The organism is Cereibacter changlensis JA139 (genome assembly GCF_003034985.1).
In the GTDB taxonomy this organism is placed as follows: domain Bacteria; phylum Pseudomonadota; class Alphaproteobacteria; order Rhodobacterales; family Rhodobacteraceae; genus Cereibacter; species Cereibacter changlensis.
In genome coordinates, this window is sequence record NZ_PZKG01000083.1 from 1 (window position 1) to 18223 (window position 18223).

Consider the following 18223-nt stretch of genomic DNA (forward strand, 5'->3'; position numbering starts at 1 on the left):
CGTCTGCGGCATCGGGCCGTCGGCCGCGTTCACCACCAGGATCGCGCCGTCCATCTGCGCGGCGCCGGTGATCATGTTCTTCACATAGTCGGCGTGGCCGGGGCAGTCGACGTGGGCGTAGTGACGGGTTTCCGACTCGTATTCCACGTGGGCGGTCGAGATCGTGATCCCGCGGGCCTTCTCTTCCGGCGCGCCGTCGATCTGGTCATAGGCGCGGAATTCGCCGAAATACTTGGTGATCGCCGCCGTCAGCGTCGTCTTGCCGTGGTCAACGTGGCCGATCGTGCCAATGTTGACGTGCGGTTTGTTACGTTCGAACTTTGCCTTTGCCATGATGGCCTCCTATTTCCGTTCGATGCGGCGGGGCAAGCCCCGCCCTACAGGTCTGGTAGGGCGGGGTAGACCCCCGCCACACCGGTTAAGCGTATTTCTTCTGGATCTCGTCGGAGATGTTCTGCGGAACCGCATCATAGTGGTCGAAGGACATCGAGAAGTTCGCACGGCCCGACGACATCGAACGCAGGGTGTTGATGTAGCCGAACATGTTGGCGAGCGGAACGAAGGCGTTGATCACGTTGGCGTTGCCGCGCGTGTCCTGCCCCTGAACCATGCCGCGACGCGAGGTCAGGTCGCCGATGATGCCGCCGGTGTATTCTTCCGGGGTCACCACTTCGACCTTCATGATCGGCTCGAGCAGCTTCGCGCCGGCCTTCTTCAGACCCTCGCGCATGGCGGCCCGGGAAGCGATCTCGAACGCCAGCACCGAGGAGTCGACGTCGTGGTAGGCGCCGTCGATCAGGGCCACCTTGAAGTCGATCACCGGGAAGCCCGCCAGCGGACCGGAGTCCATCACCGACTTGATGCCCTTCTCGACGCCGGGGATGTATTCCTTCGGCACCGAGCCGCCGACCACCTTCGACTCGAAGGAGTAGCCGACGCCCGGCTCGGTCGGGGTGATCACAAGCTTGACGCGGGCGAACTGGCCCGTGCCGCCGGTCTGCTTCTTGTGGGTGTAGTCGATCTCGGCTTCGCGCGAGATGGTCTCGCGATAGGCCACCTGCGGCGCACCGATGTTCGCCTCGACCTTGAACTCGCGACGCATGCGGTCGACTAGGATGTCGAGGTGAAGTTCGCCCATGCCCTTCATGATGGTCTGGCCCGATTCGAAATCGGTCTCGACGCGGAAGGACGGGTCCTCGGCGGCCAGGCGAGCGAGGGCGATGCCCATCTTCTCCTGGTCGGCCTTGGTTTTCGGCTCGACGGCGATCTCGATGACCGGGACCGGGAAGGTCATGGTTTCGAGGACGACCGGCTTGTTCGGGTCGCAGAGCGTGTCACCGGTGGTGGTCTCTTTCAGACCGGCCAGCGCGATGATGTCGCCCGCAAACGCTTCTTCGATCTCTTCGCGGTTGATGGCGTGCATCATCATCATGCGGCCAACGCGCTCTTTGCGCTGCTTGGTCGCGTTCAGCATCTGGTCGCCCTTCTTCAGCACGCCCGAGTAGATGCGCGTGAAGGTCAGCGAGCCCACGAAGGGGTCGTTCATGATCTTGAACGCCAGCGCCGAGAAGGGCTGCTCGTCATCGGCCGAACGCTCGATGTTGCGGGTTTCCGTCTCGTCGCCCGGCGCGAAGCCGAGGTAGGGCGGAACGTCCAGCGGGTTCGGCAGGAAGTCGATCACGGCGTTCAGCATCGGCTGCACGCCCTTGTTCTTGAAGGACGAGCCGCAGAGCATCGGCACGAAGGACAGCGACAGACAGCCCTTGCGGATCAGCTGACGCAGGGTGTCTTCCGACGGCTCGTTGCCTTCGAGATAGGCTTCCATCGCGGCGTCGTCCTGCTCGACCGCGATTTCCAGCAGGTTGTGGCGCCACTCGTTGGCGACTTCCTGCAGGTCGGCGCGGATCGGCTGGCGCACCCAGGAGGCGCCCAGGTCTTCACCCTGGTAGACCCACTCCTGCATGGTGATCAGGTCGATGATGCCTTCGAGCTTGTCTTCGGCGCCGATCGGGACCTGGATCGGCAGCGGCACGGAGCCGGTGCGGTCCTTGATCATCTTGATGCAGTTGTAGAAATCGGCGCCGGTCTTGTCCATCTTGTTGACGAACACGATGCGCGGCACCTTGTAGCGGTCAGCCTGACGCCACACGGTCTCGGTCTGGGGCTCCACGCCGGCGTTGCCGTCGAGCAGGACCACCGCACCGTCGAGCACGGCCAGCGAACGCTCGACTTCGATGGTGAAGTCGACGTGGCCGGGGGTGTCGATGATGTTGAAGCGGTAACGGTCATCCTTCGCCACGGCGTTGGAGTCGACCGTGCGCTGCCAGAAGGTGGTGGTCGCAGCCGAGGTGATCGTGATCCCCCGTTCCTGCTCCTGCTCCATCCAGTCCATCGTCGCAGCGCCGTCATGCACTTCGCCGATCTTGTGGGATTTGCCTGTGTAGAACAGAATCCGCTCGGTCGTCGTGGTTTTGCCCGCGTCGATGTGGGCAATGATACCGAAGTTGCGGTAGCGGGTCAGGGGGTAGTCGCGTGCCATTGGAGTGCCTCAGGCTAAGTGGTTACCAGCGGTAATGGCTGAACGCTTTGTTCGCGTCGGCCATCTTGTGCGTGTCTTCGCGCTTCTTCACCGCGGTGCCGCGGTTGTTGCAGGCATCGGCCAGCTCGGCTGCCAGACGCTCTTCCATGGTGTTCTCGTTGCGCTTGCGCGCCGCGATGATCAGCCAGCGGATCGCCAGGGCCTCGCGACGTTCGGTCCGCACTTCGACCGGCACCTGGTAGGTGGCGCCGCCGACGCGACGCGAACGCACTTCGACCGAAGGCTTCACGTTGTCGAGCGCCTCGTGGAAGGCCTCGATCGGCTCGCGCTTCAGGCGGGACTGCACCCGCTCCAGCGCGTTGTAAACGATGGATTCGGCCACCGATTTCTTGCCGTCGATCATGAGGTTGTTCATGAACTTGGTCAGAACCGTATCGCCGTACTTGGCATCGGGAAGAATTTCGCGCTTTTCGGCGGCGTGACGACGGGACATCTCTGCCTCTCCTTACTTCGGACGCTTCGCGCCGTATTTCGAACGACGCTGACGACGGTCTTTGACACCCTGGGTATCGAGAACACCGCGCAGGATGTGGTAACGCACGCCCGGAAGGTCTTTGATACGACCGCCGCGGATCAGGACGACGGAGTGTTCCTGAAGGTTGTGCTTTTCGCCGGGGATGTAGCAGATCACCTCGAAGCTGTTCGTCAGGCGCACCTTGGCGACCTTACGCATAGCCGAGTTCGGCTTCTTCGGCGTCGTCGTGTAGACGCGCGTGCAGACGCCGCGCTTCTGCGGGCAGGATTCCAAGTGCTGCGACTTGGACCGTTTTACTCGAGGCTCCCGCGGTTTGCGGATGAGCTGTTGGATCGTTGGCATTCACGTTCCCCGTGTTGCAACCCGTTTCATTTACGCCTGCCCGGATCCGTTCGGGGGGCGCCGTTCGTGATGTTCCGTTTGCACAAAACACCAATACCGCATGCGCCCCCTTCGCGGGGACGACGCGGTGGAATTCCAGAGGATCGGGGCTTGGAGGCCCGGATCATGACCACTTATAGTACCTAGGTCCCGACAGCAGGCCATGCCCGCAACTCAGGTAGGCGGCGTATAGGGGGAGTCGCGGGTGATGTCAACAGCCGCTCGTCCTTGCTGCATTAGGCTTTGGCCGCCCGCAGCCGGGATTCGCGGTAGAGGGTGAAGAGCCCCGTGGCCACCACGATGGCCGACCCGACCACCGTCCAGAGATCCGGCAGCGACCCGAACACCAGCCAGCCGAGCAGGATCGCCCAGAGCAGCGCGGTGTAGCGGAACGGCGCGACGAAGCTGATGTCGCCGACCCGCATCACCATGATGACGAAGAGGTAGCCGACCACCATCGCCCCCGCCGACAGCGCGAGCACCGCCATATGCGCCAGGGTCGCCGGCTGCCAGCCGCCCAGGGTCGCCCCCACCAGCCCCATGCCGGTGATCACCACCGAGGACCAGAGCGCCACGGTCACCGAGGGCACGGCGCGGGACAGCTGCCGGGTGGAAAGGTCGCGCAGCACGACGCAGCAGACCGAGGCGAGGCCCAGCATGCCCCAGCCGTCGAAGCCGCTGCCGCCGGGACGGATGATGATGAGCACGCCGCAGAAGCCGATGCCGATCGCCAGCATCCGCCGCCAGCCGACCGGCTCGCGCAGGAACAGCGCGGCGGCCAGCGTCACCGCCAGCGGCGTCGACTGCATGATCGCCGAGAGGTTGGCCAGCGGCAGGTGGATCAGCGCGGTGAGGAATGTGATGGTCGCCCCCACCTCGGCCAGAGCGCGGATGCTGACGATCCGGGCGTCGCGCCGCGGCAGCCGCAGCATCAGCCCGCCGGTCAGCGCGCCGACGAGGAACAGCAACGGAATCGAGATCAGGCCGCGCAGCGCTACCGCCTCGAACAGCGGCAGGCTCTGGGCCACCGCCTTCATGCAGGCGTCGTTCAGGGTGAAGGCCGCCATGGCGACATTCATGTAGAGCGCGCCGCGCACGTTGTCCGAGATCTGCATGCCGCCCGCCCGCCTGTTTCGCCGAACAGTAGTCGGGCTCATTGCCCAACGGAAGGGCAAAGAAAAACCCCCACGCCAAAGGCGCGGGGGTTCCTGTCGTCTTGGACGATCTTACTCGTCGCGGTTCTCGACCGTGTCCACCAGGCCGCTGTCGGCCTCGTGCACATCCTGCACCGGAGCGGCCAGCGCCGCGGCGGATTCCGCCTCGGAGCGCCGCGCCTCGATCACCGTCTGGTCGCGATCCGCGGCGATCTTCTTCACGCGGCTCGTGGCGCCGCCGGTCCCCGCCGGGATCAGACGGCCGACGATGACGTTCTCCTTCAGGCCGACCAGCTTGTCGCGCTTGCCCTGCACCGAAGCCTCGGTGAGCACCCGCGTCGTCTCCTGGAACGAGGCCGCCGAGATGAAGCTGCGGGTCTGCAGCGACGCCTTGGTGATCCCGAGCAGGATCGGCTCGGCCGTCGCGACACGCATGCCGTGCTTGATGGCCTTCTGGTTGAACTCGTCAAGCTCGGCCTTGTCGACATGCTCGCCCTTGAGCAGCGTGGTCTCGCCCGAGTCGAGGATCTCGAACTTCTGCAGCATCTGCCGCACGATCACCTCGATATGCTTGTCGTTGATCTTCACGCCCTGCAGTCGGTAGACGTCCTGCACCTCGTCGATCATGTAGTTCGCCAGAGCTTCGACCCCCAGGATCCGCAGGATGTCGTGCGGAGCCGGGTTGCCGTCCATGATGTAGTCGCCCTTCTGCACGAAGTCGCCTTCCTGCACCGGGATATGCTTGCCCTTCGGCACCATGTACTCGACCGAGTTCACCGTGTCGTCGACCGGCTCGATGGTGATGCGGCGCTTGTTCTTGTAGTCCTTGCCAAAGCGCACATAGCCATCGTGTTCGGCGATGATCGCGTGATCCTTCGGACGACGGGCCTCGAACAGTTCCGCCACGCGGGGAAGACCCCCGGTGATGTCCTTGGTCCGGGCGCCTTCACGCGGGATACGCGCCACCACGTCGCCCGGCTTCACGTCTTGGCCGTCCTCGACGGACAGAACCGCGTCCACCGACATCGGATAGGAGATCGGGTTGCCCGACTCGTTCCGCACCGGATCGCCGGTCACCGGGTCCATGATGATCACTTCCGGCTTCAGATCGTTGCCCTTGGGCGCGGAGCGCCAGTCGGACACGATCTTCTGCGTCATGCCGGTCGCCTCGTCGGTGTCCTCGCGGACCGAGATCCCCGAGACGAGGTCGACGAAGCGCGCCACACCGCCCTTTTCGGCGATGATCGGCAGGGTGTAAGGGTCCCATTCGAACAGCTTGGCGCCGCGCTTGACGGTGGCGCCGTCCTTGACGTGAATCTTCGCGCCATAGGTGATCTTGTGGGCCGCCCGTTCCTGACCGGCCTCGTCGATGATGGCGATCTGCATGTTCCGGCCCATGACGATGAACTCGCCATTGGCGTTCTCGAGCAGGTTGGCGTTGCGGAACTCGATCTTGCCTTCCTGGCTGGCTTCGAGGAACGACTGCTGGCCGCCCTGCGCGATGCCGCCGATGTGGAAGGTCCGCATCGTCAGCTGCGTGCCGGGTTCGCCGATCGACTGCGCGGCGATGATGCCGACAGCCTCGCCCTGGTTCACCAGCGTGCCGCGGGCAAGGTCGCGCCCGTAGCACATGGCGCAGACGCCCTCTTCCGCTTCACAGGTCAGCGGGCTGCGGATCCGCACGGAGGCCACACCGGCCTGATCGATCAGGTCGGCCCGACGTTCGTCGATCAGCTCGCCACGCGCCACGACCACTTCGTCGGTGCCCGGAACGAGGATGTCATCCGCCGCCACCCGGCCCAGCACGCGCTCGGCAAGGCTGGAGACCACTTCACCGTCATTCACCGCGGCCGAAGCCGTGATGGCGTTTTCGGTGCCGCAGTCATGGCTGCGCACGATGCAGTCCTGCGCCACGTCGACCAGACGACGGGTCAGGTAGCCCGAGTTCGCCGTCTTCAACGCGGTGTCCGCGAGACCCTTCCGGGCGCCGTGGGTCGAGTTGAAGTATTCAAGAACGGTCAGACCTTCCTTGAAGTTCGAGATGATCGGCGTCTCGATGATCTCGCCGTTCGGCTTGGCCATCAGGCCGCGCATCCCGCCGAGCTGCTTCATCTGAGCGGGCGAACCCCGGGCCCCGGAGTGGGACATCATGTAGACCGAGTTCGGCTCCATCTCTGCGCCGGCATCGTCGTAATGCACGGCGGAGATCGAGGCCATCATGTCGGCCGCGACCTTGTCCGAGCACTTCGACCAGGCGTCGACGACCTTGTTGTACTTTTCGCCCTGGGTGATCAGGCCGTCCATGTACTGCTGTTCGAATTCCTTCACCTGATCGCGAACGTCGTTGACGATCGGCCATTTGGTGTCGGGGATCAGCATGTCGTCCTTGCCGAAGGAGATCCCGGCTTTGAACGCCTCGCGGAAGCCCATGCCCATGATCTGGTCACAGAAGATCACCGATTCCTTCTGGCCGCAGTAGCGGTAGACGGTGTCGATGACGTTCTGCACGTCCTTCTTGCGCAGCAGGCGGTTCACCAGCTCGAATGGAGCCTTGGCGTTCAGCGGCAGCAGGTTGCCGAGACGCAGACGGCCCGGGGTCGTCTCGTAGCGCTTGATGACCTCGTTGCCCTCGTCGTCGATCTGCTTGATCCGCGCCTTGATGCGGGCATGCAGATGCACCGCGCCGGAGGCCAGCGCGTGTTCGACTTCCTCGACCGAGGCGAAGGCCATGCCCTCGCCGACCATGCCCTTGCGCTCCATCGTGGTGTAGTAGAGCCCCAGAACCATGTCCTGCGACGGCACGATGATCGGCGCGCCGTTGGCGGGCGACAGCACGTTGTTGGTCGACATCATCAGCACGCGCGCTTCCAGCTGGGCTTCCAGCGAGAGCGGAACGTGGACGGCCATCTGGTCACCGTCGAAGTCGGCGTTGAAGGCCGAGCAGACGAGCGGGTGCAACTGGATCGCCTTGCCCTCGATCAGGATCGGCTCGAAGGCCTGGATGCCCAGACGGTGCAGCGTCGGCGCACGGTTCAGCAGAACCGGGTGCTCGCGGATCACCTCGTCGAGGATATCCCAGACCTCGGGACGCTCCTTCTCGACCAGCTTCTTCGCCTGCTTGACGGTGGAGGACAGACCCTTGGCTTCAAGCCGCGAGTAGATGAACGGCTTGAAAAGCTCGAGCGCCATCTTCTTCGGCAGGCCGCACTGGTGCAGCTTCAGCTCCGGACCGGTCACGATGACCGAACGACCCGAGAAGTCCACCCGCTTGCCGAGCAGGTTCTGACGGAACCGTCCCTGCTTGCCCTTGAGCATGTCAGACAGCGACTTCAGCGGGCGCTTGTTGGTGCCCGTGATTACGCGGCCACGACGGCCGTTGTCGAACAGCGCGTCGACGGCTTCCTGCAGCATCCGCTTTTCGTTGCGCACGATGATGTCGGGCGCGCGCAGTTCGATCAGCCGCTTCAGGCGGTTGTTGCGGTTGATGACCCGGCGATAGAGGTCGTTCAGGTCGGACGTGGCGAAGCGGCCGCCGTCCAGCGGGACCAGCGGGCGCAGTTCCGGCGGGATCACCGGCAGCACGGTCAGGATCATCCACTCGGGGCGGTTGCCCGACTCGAGGAAGGATTCGACGATCTTCAGCCGCTTGATGATCTTCTTCGGCTTCAGCTCGCCCGTGGCTTCCTTCAGGTCTTCCCGAAGCTGGGTCGCGGTCGCATCGAGGTCGATGGCCGACAGCATCTCGCGGATCGCCTCGGCGCCGATGTTGGCGGTGAAGGCGTCGGCGCCATACTGGTCCTGCGCGTCGAGGAATTCTTCCTCGGTCATCAGCTGGCCATAGGTCAGGTCGGTCAGACCCGGCTCGATCACGACGTAGTTCTCGAAGTAGAGGATCCGCTCAAGATCGCGCAGCGTCATGTCGAGCATGAGGCCGATCCGGCTCGGCAGCGACTTCAGGAACCAGATATGCGCGACCGGGGCGGCGAGCTCGATATGCCCCATCCGCTCGCGACGCACCTTCTGGAGCGTGACTTCAACGCCGCACTTCTCGCAGACGACGCCGCGATACTTCATGCGCTTGTACTTGCCGCAGAGGCACTCGTAATCCTTGATCGGCCCGAAGATCCGGGCGCAGAACAGGCCGTCACGCTCCGGCTTGAACGTGCGGTAGTTGATGGTTTCCGGCTTCTTGATCTCGCCATAGGACCACGACAGGATCCGCTCTGGCGAGGCCAGAGAGATCTTGATCTCGTCGAAGGTCTTGACAGGCGCCACCGGGTTGAACGGGTTGGTGCTGAGTTCCTGGTTCATCTTCAATCCTTAGATTTGCGGCGGCGGGGGACGTTGGTCAGGAAAGGTGCGCAATGAATGCGCACCCTACGGGCGTGCGTGCTGCACGCCTTTCCGTCACTCGTCCTCCGCATCCAGGAGTTCCATGTTCAGGCCGAGGCCGCGCACTTCCTTCACCAGAACGTTGAAGCTTTCGGGCACACCGGCCTCGAAGTTGTCTTCGCCCTTCACGATGCTCTCGTACATCTTCGTCCGGCCTGCCACGTCATCCGACTTCACGGTCAGCATTTCCTGCAGGGTATAGGCGGCGCCATAGGCTTCCAGAGCCCAGACCTCCATCTCCCCGAGACGCTGGCCACCGAACTGCGCCTTACCGCCCAGCGGCTGCTGGGTGACGAGGCTGTACGGGCCGGTGGACCGGGCGTGCAGCTTGTCGTCGACAAGGTGGTGCAGCTTGAGCATGTACTTCACGCCCACGGTGACCGGACGCGCGAACTGCTCGCCCGAGCGACCGTCGAACACGATGGACTGGCCGGACTCGTTGAAGCCCGCCCGGCGCAGCGCGTCGTTCACGTCGCCTTCCTTGGCCCCGTCGAAGACCGGGGTCGCGATCGGCACGCCCTTGGTCACGTTGCCCGCCAGCTCGATCAGGTCGGCGTCTTCCCGGTCGGCGAAGGCGGCTTCATAGGTCTCGTCGCCATAGGCGAGACGCATGGCCTCCTTCACCGGGGACAGGTCGCCCGAGCGGCGGAAGTCGCGCAGGGCATCGTCGATCTTGATGCCGAGGCCACGCGCCGCCCAACCCATGTGGGTCTCGAGGATCTGCCCGACGTTCATGCGCGACGGCACGCCCAGCGGGTTCAGCACGAGGTCCACAGCGGTGCCATCGGCGAGGAACGGCATGTCCTCGATCGGCACGACCTTGGAGATGACGCCCTTGTTGCCGTGACGGCCGGCCATCTTGTCGCCCGGCTGCAGCTTGCGCTTCACCGCCACGAAGACCTTGACCATCTTCATCACGCCCGGGGGCAGGTCGTCGCCGCGACGGACCTTCTCGACCTTGTCCTCGAAGCGGTGATCGAGCGCGCGCTTCTGCGCCTCGAACTGCTCGTGCAGGGCCTCGACGTCCTTGGCTTCGGCTTCCTCGCCGAGCGCCAGCTGCCACCACTGGCCGCGCGACAGCGTGCCCAGCAGATCGTCGTTGATCTCGGCGCCCGGCTTCATGCCCTTCGGGCCCTTGACCGCGACCTTGCCCATCAGCAGCGTCTTGAGACGCGAGTAGATGTTGCGCTCGAGGATCGCCAGCTCGTCGTCCCGGTCACGGGCCAGACGTTCGACTTCCTCGCGCTCGATCTGCAGCGCGCGCTCGTCCTTGTCGACGCCGTGACGGTTGAAAACCCGCACCTCGACGATCGTGCCATAGGCCCCCGGCGGCAGGCGCAGCGAGGTATCGCGCACGTCCGACGCCTTTTCGCCGAAGATGGCGCGCAGAAGCTTCTCTTCCGGCGTCATCGGGCTTTCGCCCTTCGGGGTGATCTTGCCCACGAGGATGTCGCCCGGCTGCACTTCGGCGCCGATATAGACGATCCCGGCTTCGTCGAGGTTGCGCAGGGCTTCCTCGCCGACGTTCGGGATATCGCGGGTGATCTCTTCCGGCCCGAGCTTGGTGTCGCGGGCGGCGACTTCGTATTCCTCGATGTGGATCGAGGTGAAGACGTCGTCGCGCAGGATGCGCTCGGAGATCAGGATCGAGTCTTCGTAGTTGTAGCCGTTCCACGGCATGAAGGCGACGATGATGTTCCGGCCAAGCGCCAGTTCACCCATGTCGGTGCAGGGGCCGTCGGCCACAACCTCGCCACGCGCCACCGTGTCGCCCACCTTCACCAGCGGGCGCTGGTTGATGCAGGAGGACTGGTTCGACCGCTTGAACTTGCGCAGACGGTAGATGTCCACGCCCGGCTCGCCCGGCTCCAGCAGCTCGGTTGCGCGCACGACGATACGGGTCGCATCGACCTGGTCGATGATGCCCGCGCGGCGCGCCATGATGGCCGCCCCGGAGTCGCGCGCCACCACGGCCTCGATCCCCGTGCCCACGAAGGGCGCGTCGGACTGCAGCAGCGGAACCGCCTGCCGTTGCATGTTCGAGCCCATGAGGGCGCGGTTGGCGTCGTCATTCTCGAGGAACGGGATCAGCGAGGCCGCAACCGAGACGAGCTGCTTCGGCGACACGTCGATCAGGTCGATCGCGTCGGTCGGGTTCAGCATGAACTCGCCGCCCTTGCGCGACGAGATCAGGTCGTCGGTGAAACGGCCTTCCTCGTCCTGCGCCGCGTTGGCCTGGGCCACCGTGTGACGCATTTCCTCGGTCGCCGACATGTAGACCACCTCGTCGGTCACCTGACCGTCGATCACCTTGCGGTAGGGGGTCTCGATGAAGCCGTACTTGTTCACCCGGGCGAACGTCGCCAGCGAGTTGATCAGACCGATGTTCTGACCTTCCGGCGTCTCGATCGGGCACATCCGGCCATAGTGGGTCGGGTGAACGTCGCGGACCTCGAAGCCCGCGCGTTCCCGCGTCAGACCGCCCGGCCCGAGCGCCGAGAGACGGCGCTTGTGCGTCACTTCGGACAGCGGGTTGGTCTGGTCCATGAACTGCGACAGCTGCGAGGAGCCGAAGAATTCACGCACCGCCGCCGCCGCCGGTTTGGCGTTGATCAGGTCCTGCGGCATGATCGTGTCGATCTCGACCGAGGACATGCGCTCCTTGATCGCCCGTTCCATGCGGAGCAGGCCGACGCGGTACTGGTTCTCCATCAGCTCGCCGACCGAGCGCACCCGGCGGTTGCCGAGGTGGTCGATGTCGTCGATCTCGCCCTTGCCGTCGCGCAGCTCGGTCAGCGCCTTGATGCAGGCGATGATGTCCGCACGGTCCAGAGTACGCTGGGTATCTGGGCGGCCGAGGTTAAGGCGCATGTTCATCTTCACCCGGCCGACGGCCGAGAGGTCGTAGCGCTCGCTGTCGAAGAACAGCGTGTCGAACAGGTTCGACGCGGCTTCGACGGTCGGCGGCTCGCCCGGGCGCATGACGCGGTAGATGTCCATGAGCGCGGTGTCGCGGCCCATGTTCTTGTCCGCCGCCATGGTGTTGCGGATGTAGGGGCCGACGTTGACGTTGTCGATGTCGAGCACCGGGATCTCTGTGATGCCCTGATCGAGCAGCAGCTTCAGGGTGCCGCCCTTCACGCCGCCGTCGCGGTCGTATTCCATCGTCAGTTCGTCACCGGCTTCGACCCAGATCTCGCCGGTTTCCTCGTTGATGATGTCTTTCGCCACGTAGCGGCCGACGATCTGGTCGAAGGGCAGCAGCAGTTCCGAGACGCTGCCGGCCTTGATGATCTCGTTCGCCATGCGCGGGGTCATCTTGTCCCCGGCCTTGCAGATCACCTCGCCGGTGGCCGCATCGACCAGGTCGAAGGCCGGACGGGTGCCGCGCATCCGCTCGGGGAAAAACTTGGTGACCCAGCCCTTGTTCTTAACATAGCTGTAATTCACCGTCTGATAGTAGGCATCCATGATGCCTTCCTGATCCATGCCCAGGGCATAGAGCAGCGTCGTCACCGGCAGCTTGCGGCGACGGTCGATGCGGGCAAAGACGATGTCCTTGGCGTCGAACTCGAAGTCGAGCCAGGACCCGCGGTAGGGAATGATGCGGCAGGCGAACAGCAGCTTGCCCGAAGAGTGGGTCTTGCCCTTGTCATGATCGAAGAACACACCCGGCGAGCGGTGCATCTGGGAAACGATGACCCGCTCGGTGCCGTTCACCACGAAGGTGCCGTTGGCCGTCATCAGGGGCATGTCGCCCATGTAGACGTCCTGTTCCTTGATGTCCTTGACCGAGCGCGCGCCGGTGTCCTCGTCGATATCGAACACGATCAGGCGCAGCGTCACCTTCAGCGGCGCGGCATAGGTCATGTCGCGGCTCTGGCATTCCTCGACGTCGTACTTCGGCTTCTCCAGCTCGTATTTCACGAACTCGAGCACCGCCGTCTCGTTGAAGTCCTTGATCGGGAAGACCGACTGGAACACGCCCTGGATCCCGTCGCCATCGGTCGGCTTCGGGCCGTCGCCGGATTTCAGGAACAGGTCGTAGGAGGATTTCTGAACCTCGATGAGGTTCGGCATCTCCAGGACTTCACGGATCTTGCCGAAATACCTGCGGATACGCTTCTGGCCAACGTAGCTCTGAGCCATGCTCGAAGTCACCTTTCGTTTTCGCGGGCGCACGGACCGTCGGGCCACGGGCATGCGCCGCTTGCGAAGCAGGGGGTAAGGTTCCATTCATGCCATCCGTCCCACCGGATGGCTCCCGAACCTCGAACCGCGCCTTGGAAGGGACTTGGGCGAAAGCCCCTTCCAAGACAGGTTCGGCTGGGCCCGAATATGCTTCGGACCCAGCCAATTCTTCAAGGCGATGCCAGAGGCATCCGACCGATTACTTCAGGTCGACCTTGGCGCCAGCTTCTTCCAGCTTCTTCTTGAAGCCTTCGGCGTCGGCTTTCGAGACGCCTTCCTTCACCTTGCCGCCAGCTTCCACGAGGTCCTTGGCTTCTTTCAGGCCAAGACCGGTGATCGCACGGACTTCCTTGATGACGTTGATCTTGTTCGGGCCGGCTTCGGTCAGAACAACATCGAATTCGGTCTGCTCTTCGACCGGGGCAGCCGCAGCAGCCGGGCCGGCAGCCATCATGACGGCGCCACCGGCAGCCGGCTCGATGCCGTATTCGTCCTTCAGGATGGTTTTCAGTTCTTGGGCCTGAAGCAGCGTGAGGTTCACGATTTCTTCGGCGAGTTTCTTCAGATCAGCCATTTTCTGTTCCGTTCTATCAAGATGGGGTCCAACATGGTGGGAAACAACCCACGCAGGTCGTCAGATTGCTCAAGCGGCTTCCCGCTCCTCCAGGGTGGAGAGGATGCCGGCGATGTTCGAAGCAGGCGCGCCAATGGCCCCGGCGATGCTCGACGCGGGCGCACCGATGCAAGCCACGATCGAAGCAATGAGCTCCTCGCGCGACGGCATGGCGGCCACGGCTTTCACACCGGCCTGGTCCAGGATCGTGTCGCCCATTGCCCCGCCCAGAATCACGAACTTGTCGTTCTTCTTGGCATAGGCTTCCGCAACCTTCGCCGCAGCGACGGGGTCCTCGGAATAGGCCATCACGGTCATGCCCGTGAGCAGGTCACCCATCTTAACGGCGGGTTTCCCTTCAAGGGCGATCTTGGCGAGCTTGTTCTTGGCAACGCGTACGGACCCGCCAACTTCGCGCATCTGCGCGCGCAGGTCCTGCATCTGTGCAACCGTGACGCCTGCGTAGTGTGCAACCACAACCACGCCAGAGCTTGCGAAGATCTGGCCGAGTTCCTCGACCACTTTCTCTTTCTGGGCTCTATCCACAGGTTCACTCCAAGTATGGGGGTTTCCCCCCGGCTCATGTTTGCCCCGGAGCGTCCGGGGCGTTCGGGTCCGCGATGTGGTCCCGAGGCCAAAATCACCCGAGGGAAATCCCCCGAAAAATCCGTCTCGATCCCCATCTCAGGCAGGAGATTAAGAGCATAAGCTCACCCGCCGTCTCGGACAGGACAGGGCGGCGATCCTTGCGGGCCGCCCCGCCATCCCGTGCATCGCTGCGCGGGAATTTCGTGGGATGCGCGGGAAGGCGCATCCCGGATGACTCAGCGCGTGGTGGCCGAGGTCAGATCGACGGCGACGCCCGGACCCATGGTCGAGGACAGCGACACCTTCTTGAGGTAGGTGCCTTTCGCGCCGGTCGGCTTCGCACGGCTCACGGCTTCGACGAAGGCGCGGATGTTCTCGGCGAGTTTCTCTTCGCCGAAGGACACCTTGCCGATGCCGGCATGGATGACGCCGGCCTTCTCGACCTTGAACTGCACTTCGCCGCCCTTGGCGTTGTTGACCGCGTTGGTCACGTCCATCGTCACCGTGCCGACCTTGGGGTTCGGCATCAGGTTGCGCGGGCCGAGGATCTTGCCGAGACGGCCGACCAGCGGCATCATGTCCGGCGTCGCGATGCAACGGTCGAACTCGATCTTGCCGGACTGGATCGTCTCCATCAGGTCTTCGGCGCCGACGATATCCGCACCGGCGGCCTTGGCTTCGTCAGCCTTGGCGCCACGGGCGAAGACGGCGACGCGGACGGTCTTGCCCGTGCCGTTCGGCAGGGTGACGACGCCACGGACCATCTGGTCGGCGTGACGCGGGTCGACGCCGAGGTTCAGCGCGATTTCCAGCGTCTCGTCGAACTTGGCGGAGGCCGAGCCCTTCACCAGAGCGACAGCGTCCTCGACGGTGATCAGATCCTTGCCGGCGAAGGCTTCACGCGCAGCGCGCGAACGTTTTCCGAGCTTTGCCATTACGCTTTCACCTCGATACCGCAGGACTTCGCCGAGCCGAGGATGATCTGCATCGCAGCTTCCACGGAGTTGGCGTTCAGGTCCTTCATCTTGGCTTCGGCGATCGAGCGGATCTGCGCGACCGTCACGGAACCGGCAACCATGTGACCCGGCTTGACCGAACCCTTGGCGCGGTTGCGCTTGCCCACCGGCGGAAGACCGGCGGCCTTCTTCAGCAGGAACGAGGCCGGAGCCGTCTTCAGCTCGAGGCTGAACGACTTGTCCTGATAGTAGGTGATGATCACCGGAGTCGGCGTGCCCGGCTCGATGTCGGCGGTCTTCGCGTTGAATTCCTTCACGAAGGCCATGATGTTCAGGCCGCGCTGACCCAGGGCCGGGCCGACGGGCGGGGACGGGTTGGCTTGCCCCGCCTTAACTTGCAGCTTGAGGCTGCCGATAATCTTCTTGGCCATCTGGCCTCTCCTTTGTCACCGCTCCCCGAAGGAAGCATGGTTTAGTGGTCCGGTCCGTCACGCCCGAGGGCGCGCTCGCCTCCCACGAGATCGCTCAGGCGCCCTTGGACACCTGAGTGAATTCCAGCTCGACCGGGGTCGCCCGGCCAAAGATCGACACGGTCACCTTCAGGCGGCTGTGCTCGTCATCCACATCCTCGACCATGCCCGAGAAGCCCTCGAACGGGCCGTCGGTGACCTGCACCGTCTCGCCGATGTCGAAGCGGATCAGGCTGCGCGGCTGCGCCTCGCCCTCTTCCACGCGGTTGAGGATCGCGTTCACCTCGGCGTCGCGCATCGGCATCGGCTTGCCCTGCGGACCGAGGAACCCGGTCACCCGGTTGATCGAGGAGATCAGGTGATAGCCGCGGTTCGACATTTCCATGCGGACCAGCACGTAACCCGGCATGAAGCGACGTTCCGACGTCACCTTCTTGCCGCGCCGCACTTCCAGCACTTCCTCGGTCGGAACGAGAACCTCTTCGATCTCGTCTTCGAGCCCCGCATCCGCCACGGCTTGCTTGATCTGCTCGGCGATCTTCTTCTCGAAGTTCGAGAGGACGCTCACCGAATACCACCGCTTCGCCATGCCACAGTCACCTTCTCTGCCCGGGGGATATCCCCGGAAGTTCTTTTGCATCGGGCGTTTTCCGCCCAATCCCAGAACAAAAAACAGCGCGCAACCCGAATCGCTGCGCGCCGATCTTTGTCAATCACCGTCCGAATACAGGGCAGGCCCCTTCAGTTCAAGAAAAAACCGCAGGGCCGGCCTGTCTCAGAACGCGTTGAGCACGGCGCTCAGCCCCTGGCGGATGCCGAAATCCACCAGCGAGAAGAAGGTCGCGGTCAGCGCCGCCATGACGAAGACCATGATCGTGGTCAGCAGCACCTCGCGGCGGCCGGGCCAGACGACTTTGCCGACCTCGCTGCGCACCTGCGAAATGAACTGGAACGGATTCGCCTTGGCCATCGTCATGTCCTGATAAAGCGCCGCGCGGCAGACGCGCTTGGCTGAATGGGTGTCGCGCCGCAGATACGCGCTCGGGTCCGGGATTTCAAGGCTCGAGCGCGTCGCGACCCGCAAGCCTTCCCGATGCACGGGAAATGCAGGCGAAGACACGCGATGTCACGGAAGAGGCTTGGCAGGAGTTGGGGGACTCGAACCCACGACCCTCGGTTTTGGAGACCGATGCTCTACCAACTGAGCTAAACTCCTAAGCCTGACCGCGAGGTATTGCACCGCGCCGCCGAAATCAAGACCGAAGTTTCAGCTTCGCGCCGATTGCGGCCTCATGCCTCCATCGCGTCGAGGTCGCCGGTGGCGATCGCCTCCAGCCGCGTGGCGATGCGCTCCAGCGGCCAGTCCCACCAGGCCAGCGCCAACAGCCGGGCGATGCGGTCGGCGTCAAACCGCATCCGCAGCACCCGCGCCGGATTGCCCGTGACGATGGCATAGTCGGGTACCTCGCCCGCCACCACCGCCCCTGCCCCGACGATGACGCCATGCCCCAGCCGCGCGCCCGGCAGGATCAGCGCGCCATGGCCGATCCAGACGTCATGGCCGATCATCGTGTCGGGAAGGCCGCTCATGCCCGCCTTGTAGGGCTCCAGCGCCGCCGGGTCGAAGATGGGAAAGGGATATGTGGAAAGCCCGCCCATCGGGTGATTGGCCGAGGCGGTGAGGAAGCGCGCGCCATGGGCGATCTGGCAGAAGCGCCCGATCTCAAGCCGCTCCGGCGCGCCGGGATAGGTATAGGGCGCCAGCCGCGCCGCCCAATCCTCGGGTGGGTCGAACTCGTTGGCATAGGTATGGTCGCCGATGCGGATGTTCGGATGGTCGATCACCCGGTTCAGATGCACCATCGAGCGGTTCTCGTGGCCATCGGCAAAGCGCATCGGATACCGCAGGGCGGGGTCGAGGAAAGGCATGGCAGGCTCCGGTTCTGTTTCGGGAAAGGGGTCAGAACGGGAAGATCACCATATCGGCCTCCATCGGTGCTCGGGTCAGGCTAGCGCAAAGCGCCGTCCCGGAAAAGCGAAAGGCGCGCGGGGTTTCCCCCGCGCGCCTTCCGAAAGCTCTCGCCGAGATCAGGCGATGATCTTGGACACCACGCCCGCGCCGACGGTGCGGCCGCCTTCGCGGATGGCGAAGCGGAGTTTTTCTTCCATGGCGATCGGGGCGATCAGTTCGACGTTGAACTTCAGGTTGTCGCCCGGCATCACCATTTCGGTACCTTCCGGCAGCTGCACGGTGCCGGTGACGTCGGTCGTGCGGAAGTAGAACTGCGGACGGTAGTTCGCGAAGAACGGGGTGTGGCGGCCGCCTTCCTCCTTGGTGAGGATGTAGGCCTCGGCCTCGAACTTCGTGTGCGGCTTCACCGAGGCGGGCTTGCACAGCACCTGG

15 protein-coding genes and 1 tRNA gene are annotated in these 18223 nt (G+C 64.1%); all 16 read right to left on the bottom strand.

Annotated elements, in window-relative coordinates; translation table 11 throughout:
- On the bottom strand, positions 1-333 hold a 333-nt coding region (locus C5F48_RS15660), incomplete at its 3' end, for a GTP-binding protein (protein WP_181247682.1).
- Between the two features lie 85 nt (positions 334-418).
- On the bottom strand, positions 419-2539 hold the full coding sequence (gene fusA / locus C5F48_RS15665; protein WP_107664826.1) for an elongation factor G: 2121 nt from the start codon (positions 2537-2539) through the stop codon (positions 419-421).
- A gap of 22 nt (positions 2540-2561) precedes the next feature.
- Positions 2562-3032: a 30S ribosomal protein S7 gene (gene rpsG, locus C5F48_RS15670; RefSeq protein ID WP_107664827.1), complete on the bottom strand. Its 471-nt coding sequence runs from the start codon at positions 3030-3032 to the stop codon at positions 2562-2564.
- Positions 3033-3044: 12 nt separating this feature from the next.
- Positions 3045-3416 (bottom strand): 30S ribosomal protein S12, encoded by a 372-nt coding sequence (rpsL, locus tag C5F48_RS15675; RefSeq protein ID WP_022705589.1) that lies wholly within the window; start codon positions 3414-3416, stop codon positions 3045-3047.
- A gap of 275 nt (positions 3417-3691) precedes the next feature.
- On the bottom strand, positions 3692-4570 hold the full coding sequence (locus tag C5F48_RS15680; RefSeq protein ID WP_170139758.1) for a DMT family transporter: 879 nt from the start codon (positions 4568-4570) through the stop codon (positions 3692-3694).
- Between the two features lie 111 nt (positions 4571-4681).
- Positions 4682-8920 carry a DNA-directed RNA polymerase subunit beta' gene (gene rpoC, locus C5F48_RS15685; protein ID WP_107664828.1) on the bottom strand — a complete coding sequence of 1413 codons (4239 nt, stop codon included), beginning with the start codon at positions 8918-8920 and terminating at the stop codon, positions 4682-4684.
- A 96-nt stretch (positions 8921-9016) separates the two neighbouring features.
- Positions 9017-13150 (bottom strand): DNA-directed RNA polymerase subunit beta, encoded by a 4134-nt coding sequence (gene rpoB / locus C5F48_RS15690; RefSeq protein ID WP_107664829.1) that lies wholly within the window; start codon positions 13148-13150, stop codon positions 9017-9019.
- Positions 13151-13391: 241 nt separating this feature from the next.
- Entirely contained in the window at positions 13392-13766 is a 375-nt protein-coding gene (rplL, locus tag C5F48_RS15695; protein WP_107664830.1) for a 50S ribosomal protein L7/L12, read from the bottom strand.
- A gap of 69 nt (positions 13767-13835) precedes the next feature.
- Positions 13836-14351 carry a 50S ribosomal protein L10 gene (gene rplJ, locus C5F48_RS15700; RefSeq protein ID WP_107664831.1) on the bottom strand — a complete coding sequence of 172 codons (516 nt, stop codon included), beginning with the start codon at positions 14349-14351 and terminating at the stop codon, positions 13836-13838.
- 278 nt (positions 14352-14629) lie between these two features.
- Positions 14630-15328 (bottom strand): 50S ribosomal protein L1, encoded by a 699-nt coding sequence (gene rplA, locus C5F48_RS15705; protein ID WP_107664832.1) that lies wholly within the window; start codon positions 15326-15328, stop codon positions 14630-14632.
- The gene (gene rplK, locus C5F48_RS15710; RefSeq protein ID WP_107664833.1) at positions 15328-15780 is read right to left on the bottom strand and encodes a 50S ribosomal protein L11; all 453 of its coding nucleotides are present in this window, start codon (positions 15778-15780) and stop codon (positions 15328-15330) included. The genes rplA and rplK overlap by 1 nt, the downstream gene beginning before the upstream one ends.
- A 94-nt stretch (positions 15781-15874) precedes the next feature.
- Positions 15875-16408, bottom strand: coding sequence for a transcription termination/antitermination protein NusG (gene nusG, locus C5F48_RS15715; protein WP_107664834.1), 534 nt, complete (start codon positions 16406-16408; stop codon positions 15875-15877).
- 186 nt (positions 16409-16594) lie between these two features.
- Entirely contained in the window at positions 16595-16789 is a 195-nt protein-coding gene (secE, locus tag C5F48_RS15720) for a preprotein translocase subunit SecE (protein ID WP_107664836.1), read from the bottom strand.
- A gap of 170 nt (positions 16790-16959) precedes the next feature.
- Positions 16960-17035: transfer RNA gene (locus C5F48_RS15725), tRNA-Trp, on the bottom strand.
- Positions 17036-17109: 74 nt separating this feature from the next.
- Positions 17110-17748, bottom strand: coding sequence for a CatB-related O-acetyltransferase (locus tag C5F48_RS15730; RefSeq protein ID WP_107664835.1), 639 nt, complete (start codon positions 17746-17748; stop codon positions 17110-17112).
- Positions 17749-17907: 159 nt separating this feature from the next.
- Positions 17908-18223: EF-Tu C-terminal domain-related protein (locus C5F48_RS15735; protein ID WP_502525974.1), on the bottom strand; the 316-nt coding region annotated here is incomplete at its 5' end.

Coding starts and splice junctions, on each gene's coding strand:
- nusG (WP_107664834.1), bottom strand. CDS start 16,408: ATGGCGAAGCGGTGGTATTCGGTGAGCGTCCTCTCGAACTTCGAGAAG.
- rpoC (WP_107664828.1), bottom strand. CDS start 8,920: ATGAACCAGGAACTCAGCACCAACCCGTTCAACCCGGTGGCGCCTGTC.
- fusA (WP_107664826.1), bottom strand. CDS start 2,539: ATGGCACGCGACTACCCCCTGACCCGCTACCGCAACTTCGGTATCATT.
- rpoB (WP_107664829.1), bottom strand. CDS start 13,150: ATGGCTCAGAGCTACGTTGGCCAGAAGCGTATCCGCAGGTATTTCGGC.
- rplA (WP_107664832.1), bottom strand. CDS start 15,328: ATGGCAAAGCTCGGAAAACGTTCGCGCGCTGCGCGTGAAGCCTTCGCC.
- rpsG (WP_107664827.1), bottom strand. CDS start 3,032: ATGTCCCGTCGTCACGCCGCCGAAAAGCGCGAAATTCTTCCCGATGCC.
- rplL (WP_107664830.1), bottom strand. CDS start 13,766: ATGGCTGATCTGAAGAAACTCGCCGAAGAAATCGTGAACCTCACGCTG.
- secE (WP_107664836.1), bottom strand. CDS start 16,789: ATGGCCAAGGCGAATCCGTTCCAGTTCATTTCGCAGGTGCGCAGCGAG.
- C5F48_RS15730 (WP_107664835.1), bottom strand. CDS start 17,748: ATGCCTTTCCTCGACCCCGCCCTGCGGTATCCGATGCGCTTTGCCGAT.
- rplK (WP_107664833.1), bottom strand. CDS start 15,780: ATGGCCAAGAAGATTATCGGCAGCCTCAAGCTGCAAGTTAAGGCGGGG.
- rpsL (WP_022705589.1), bottom strand. CDS start 3,416: ATGCCAACGATCCAACAGCTCATCCGCAAACCGCGGGAGCCTCGAGTA.
- C5F48_RS15680 (WP_170139758.1), bottom strand. CDS start 4,570: ATGCAGATCTCGGACAACGTGCGCGGCGCGCTCTACATGAATGTCGCC.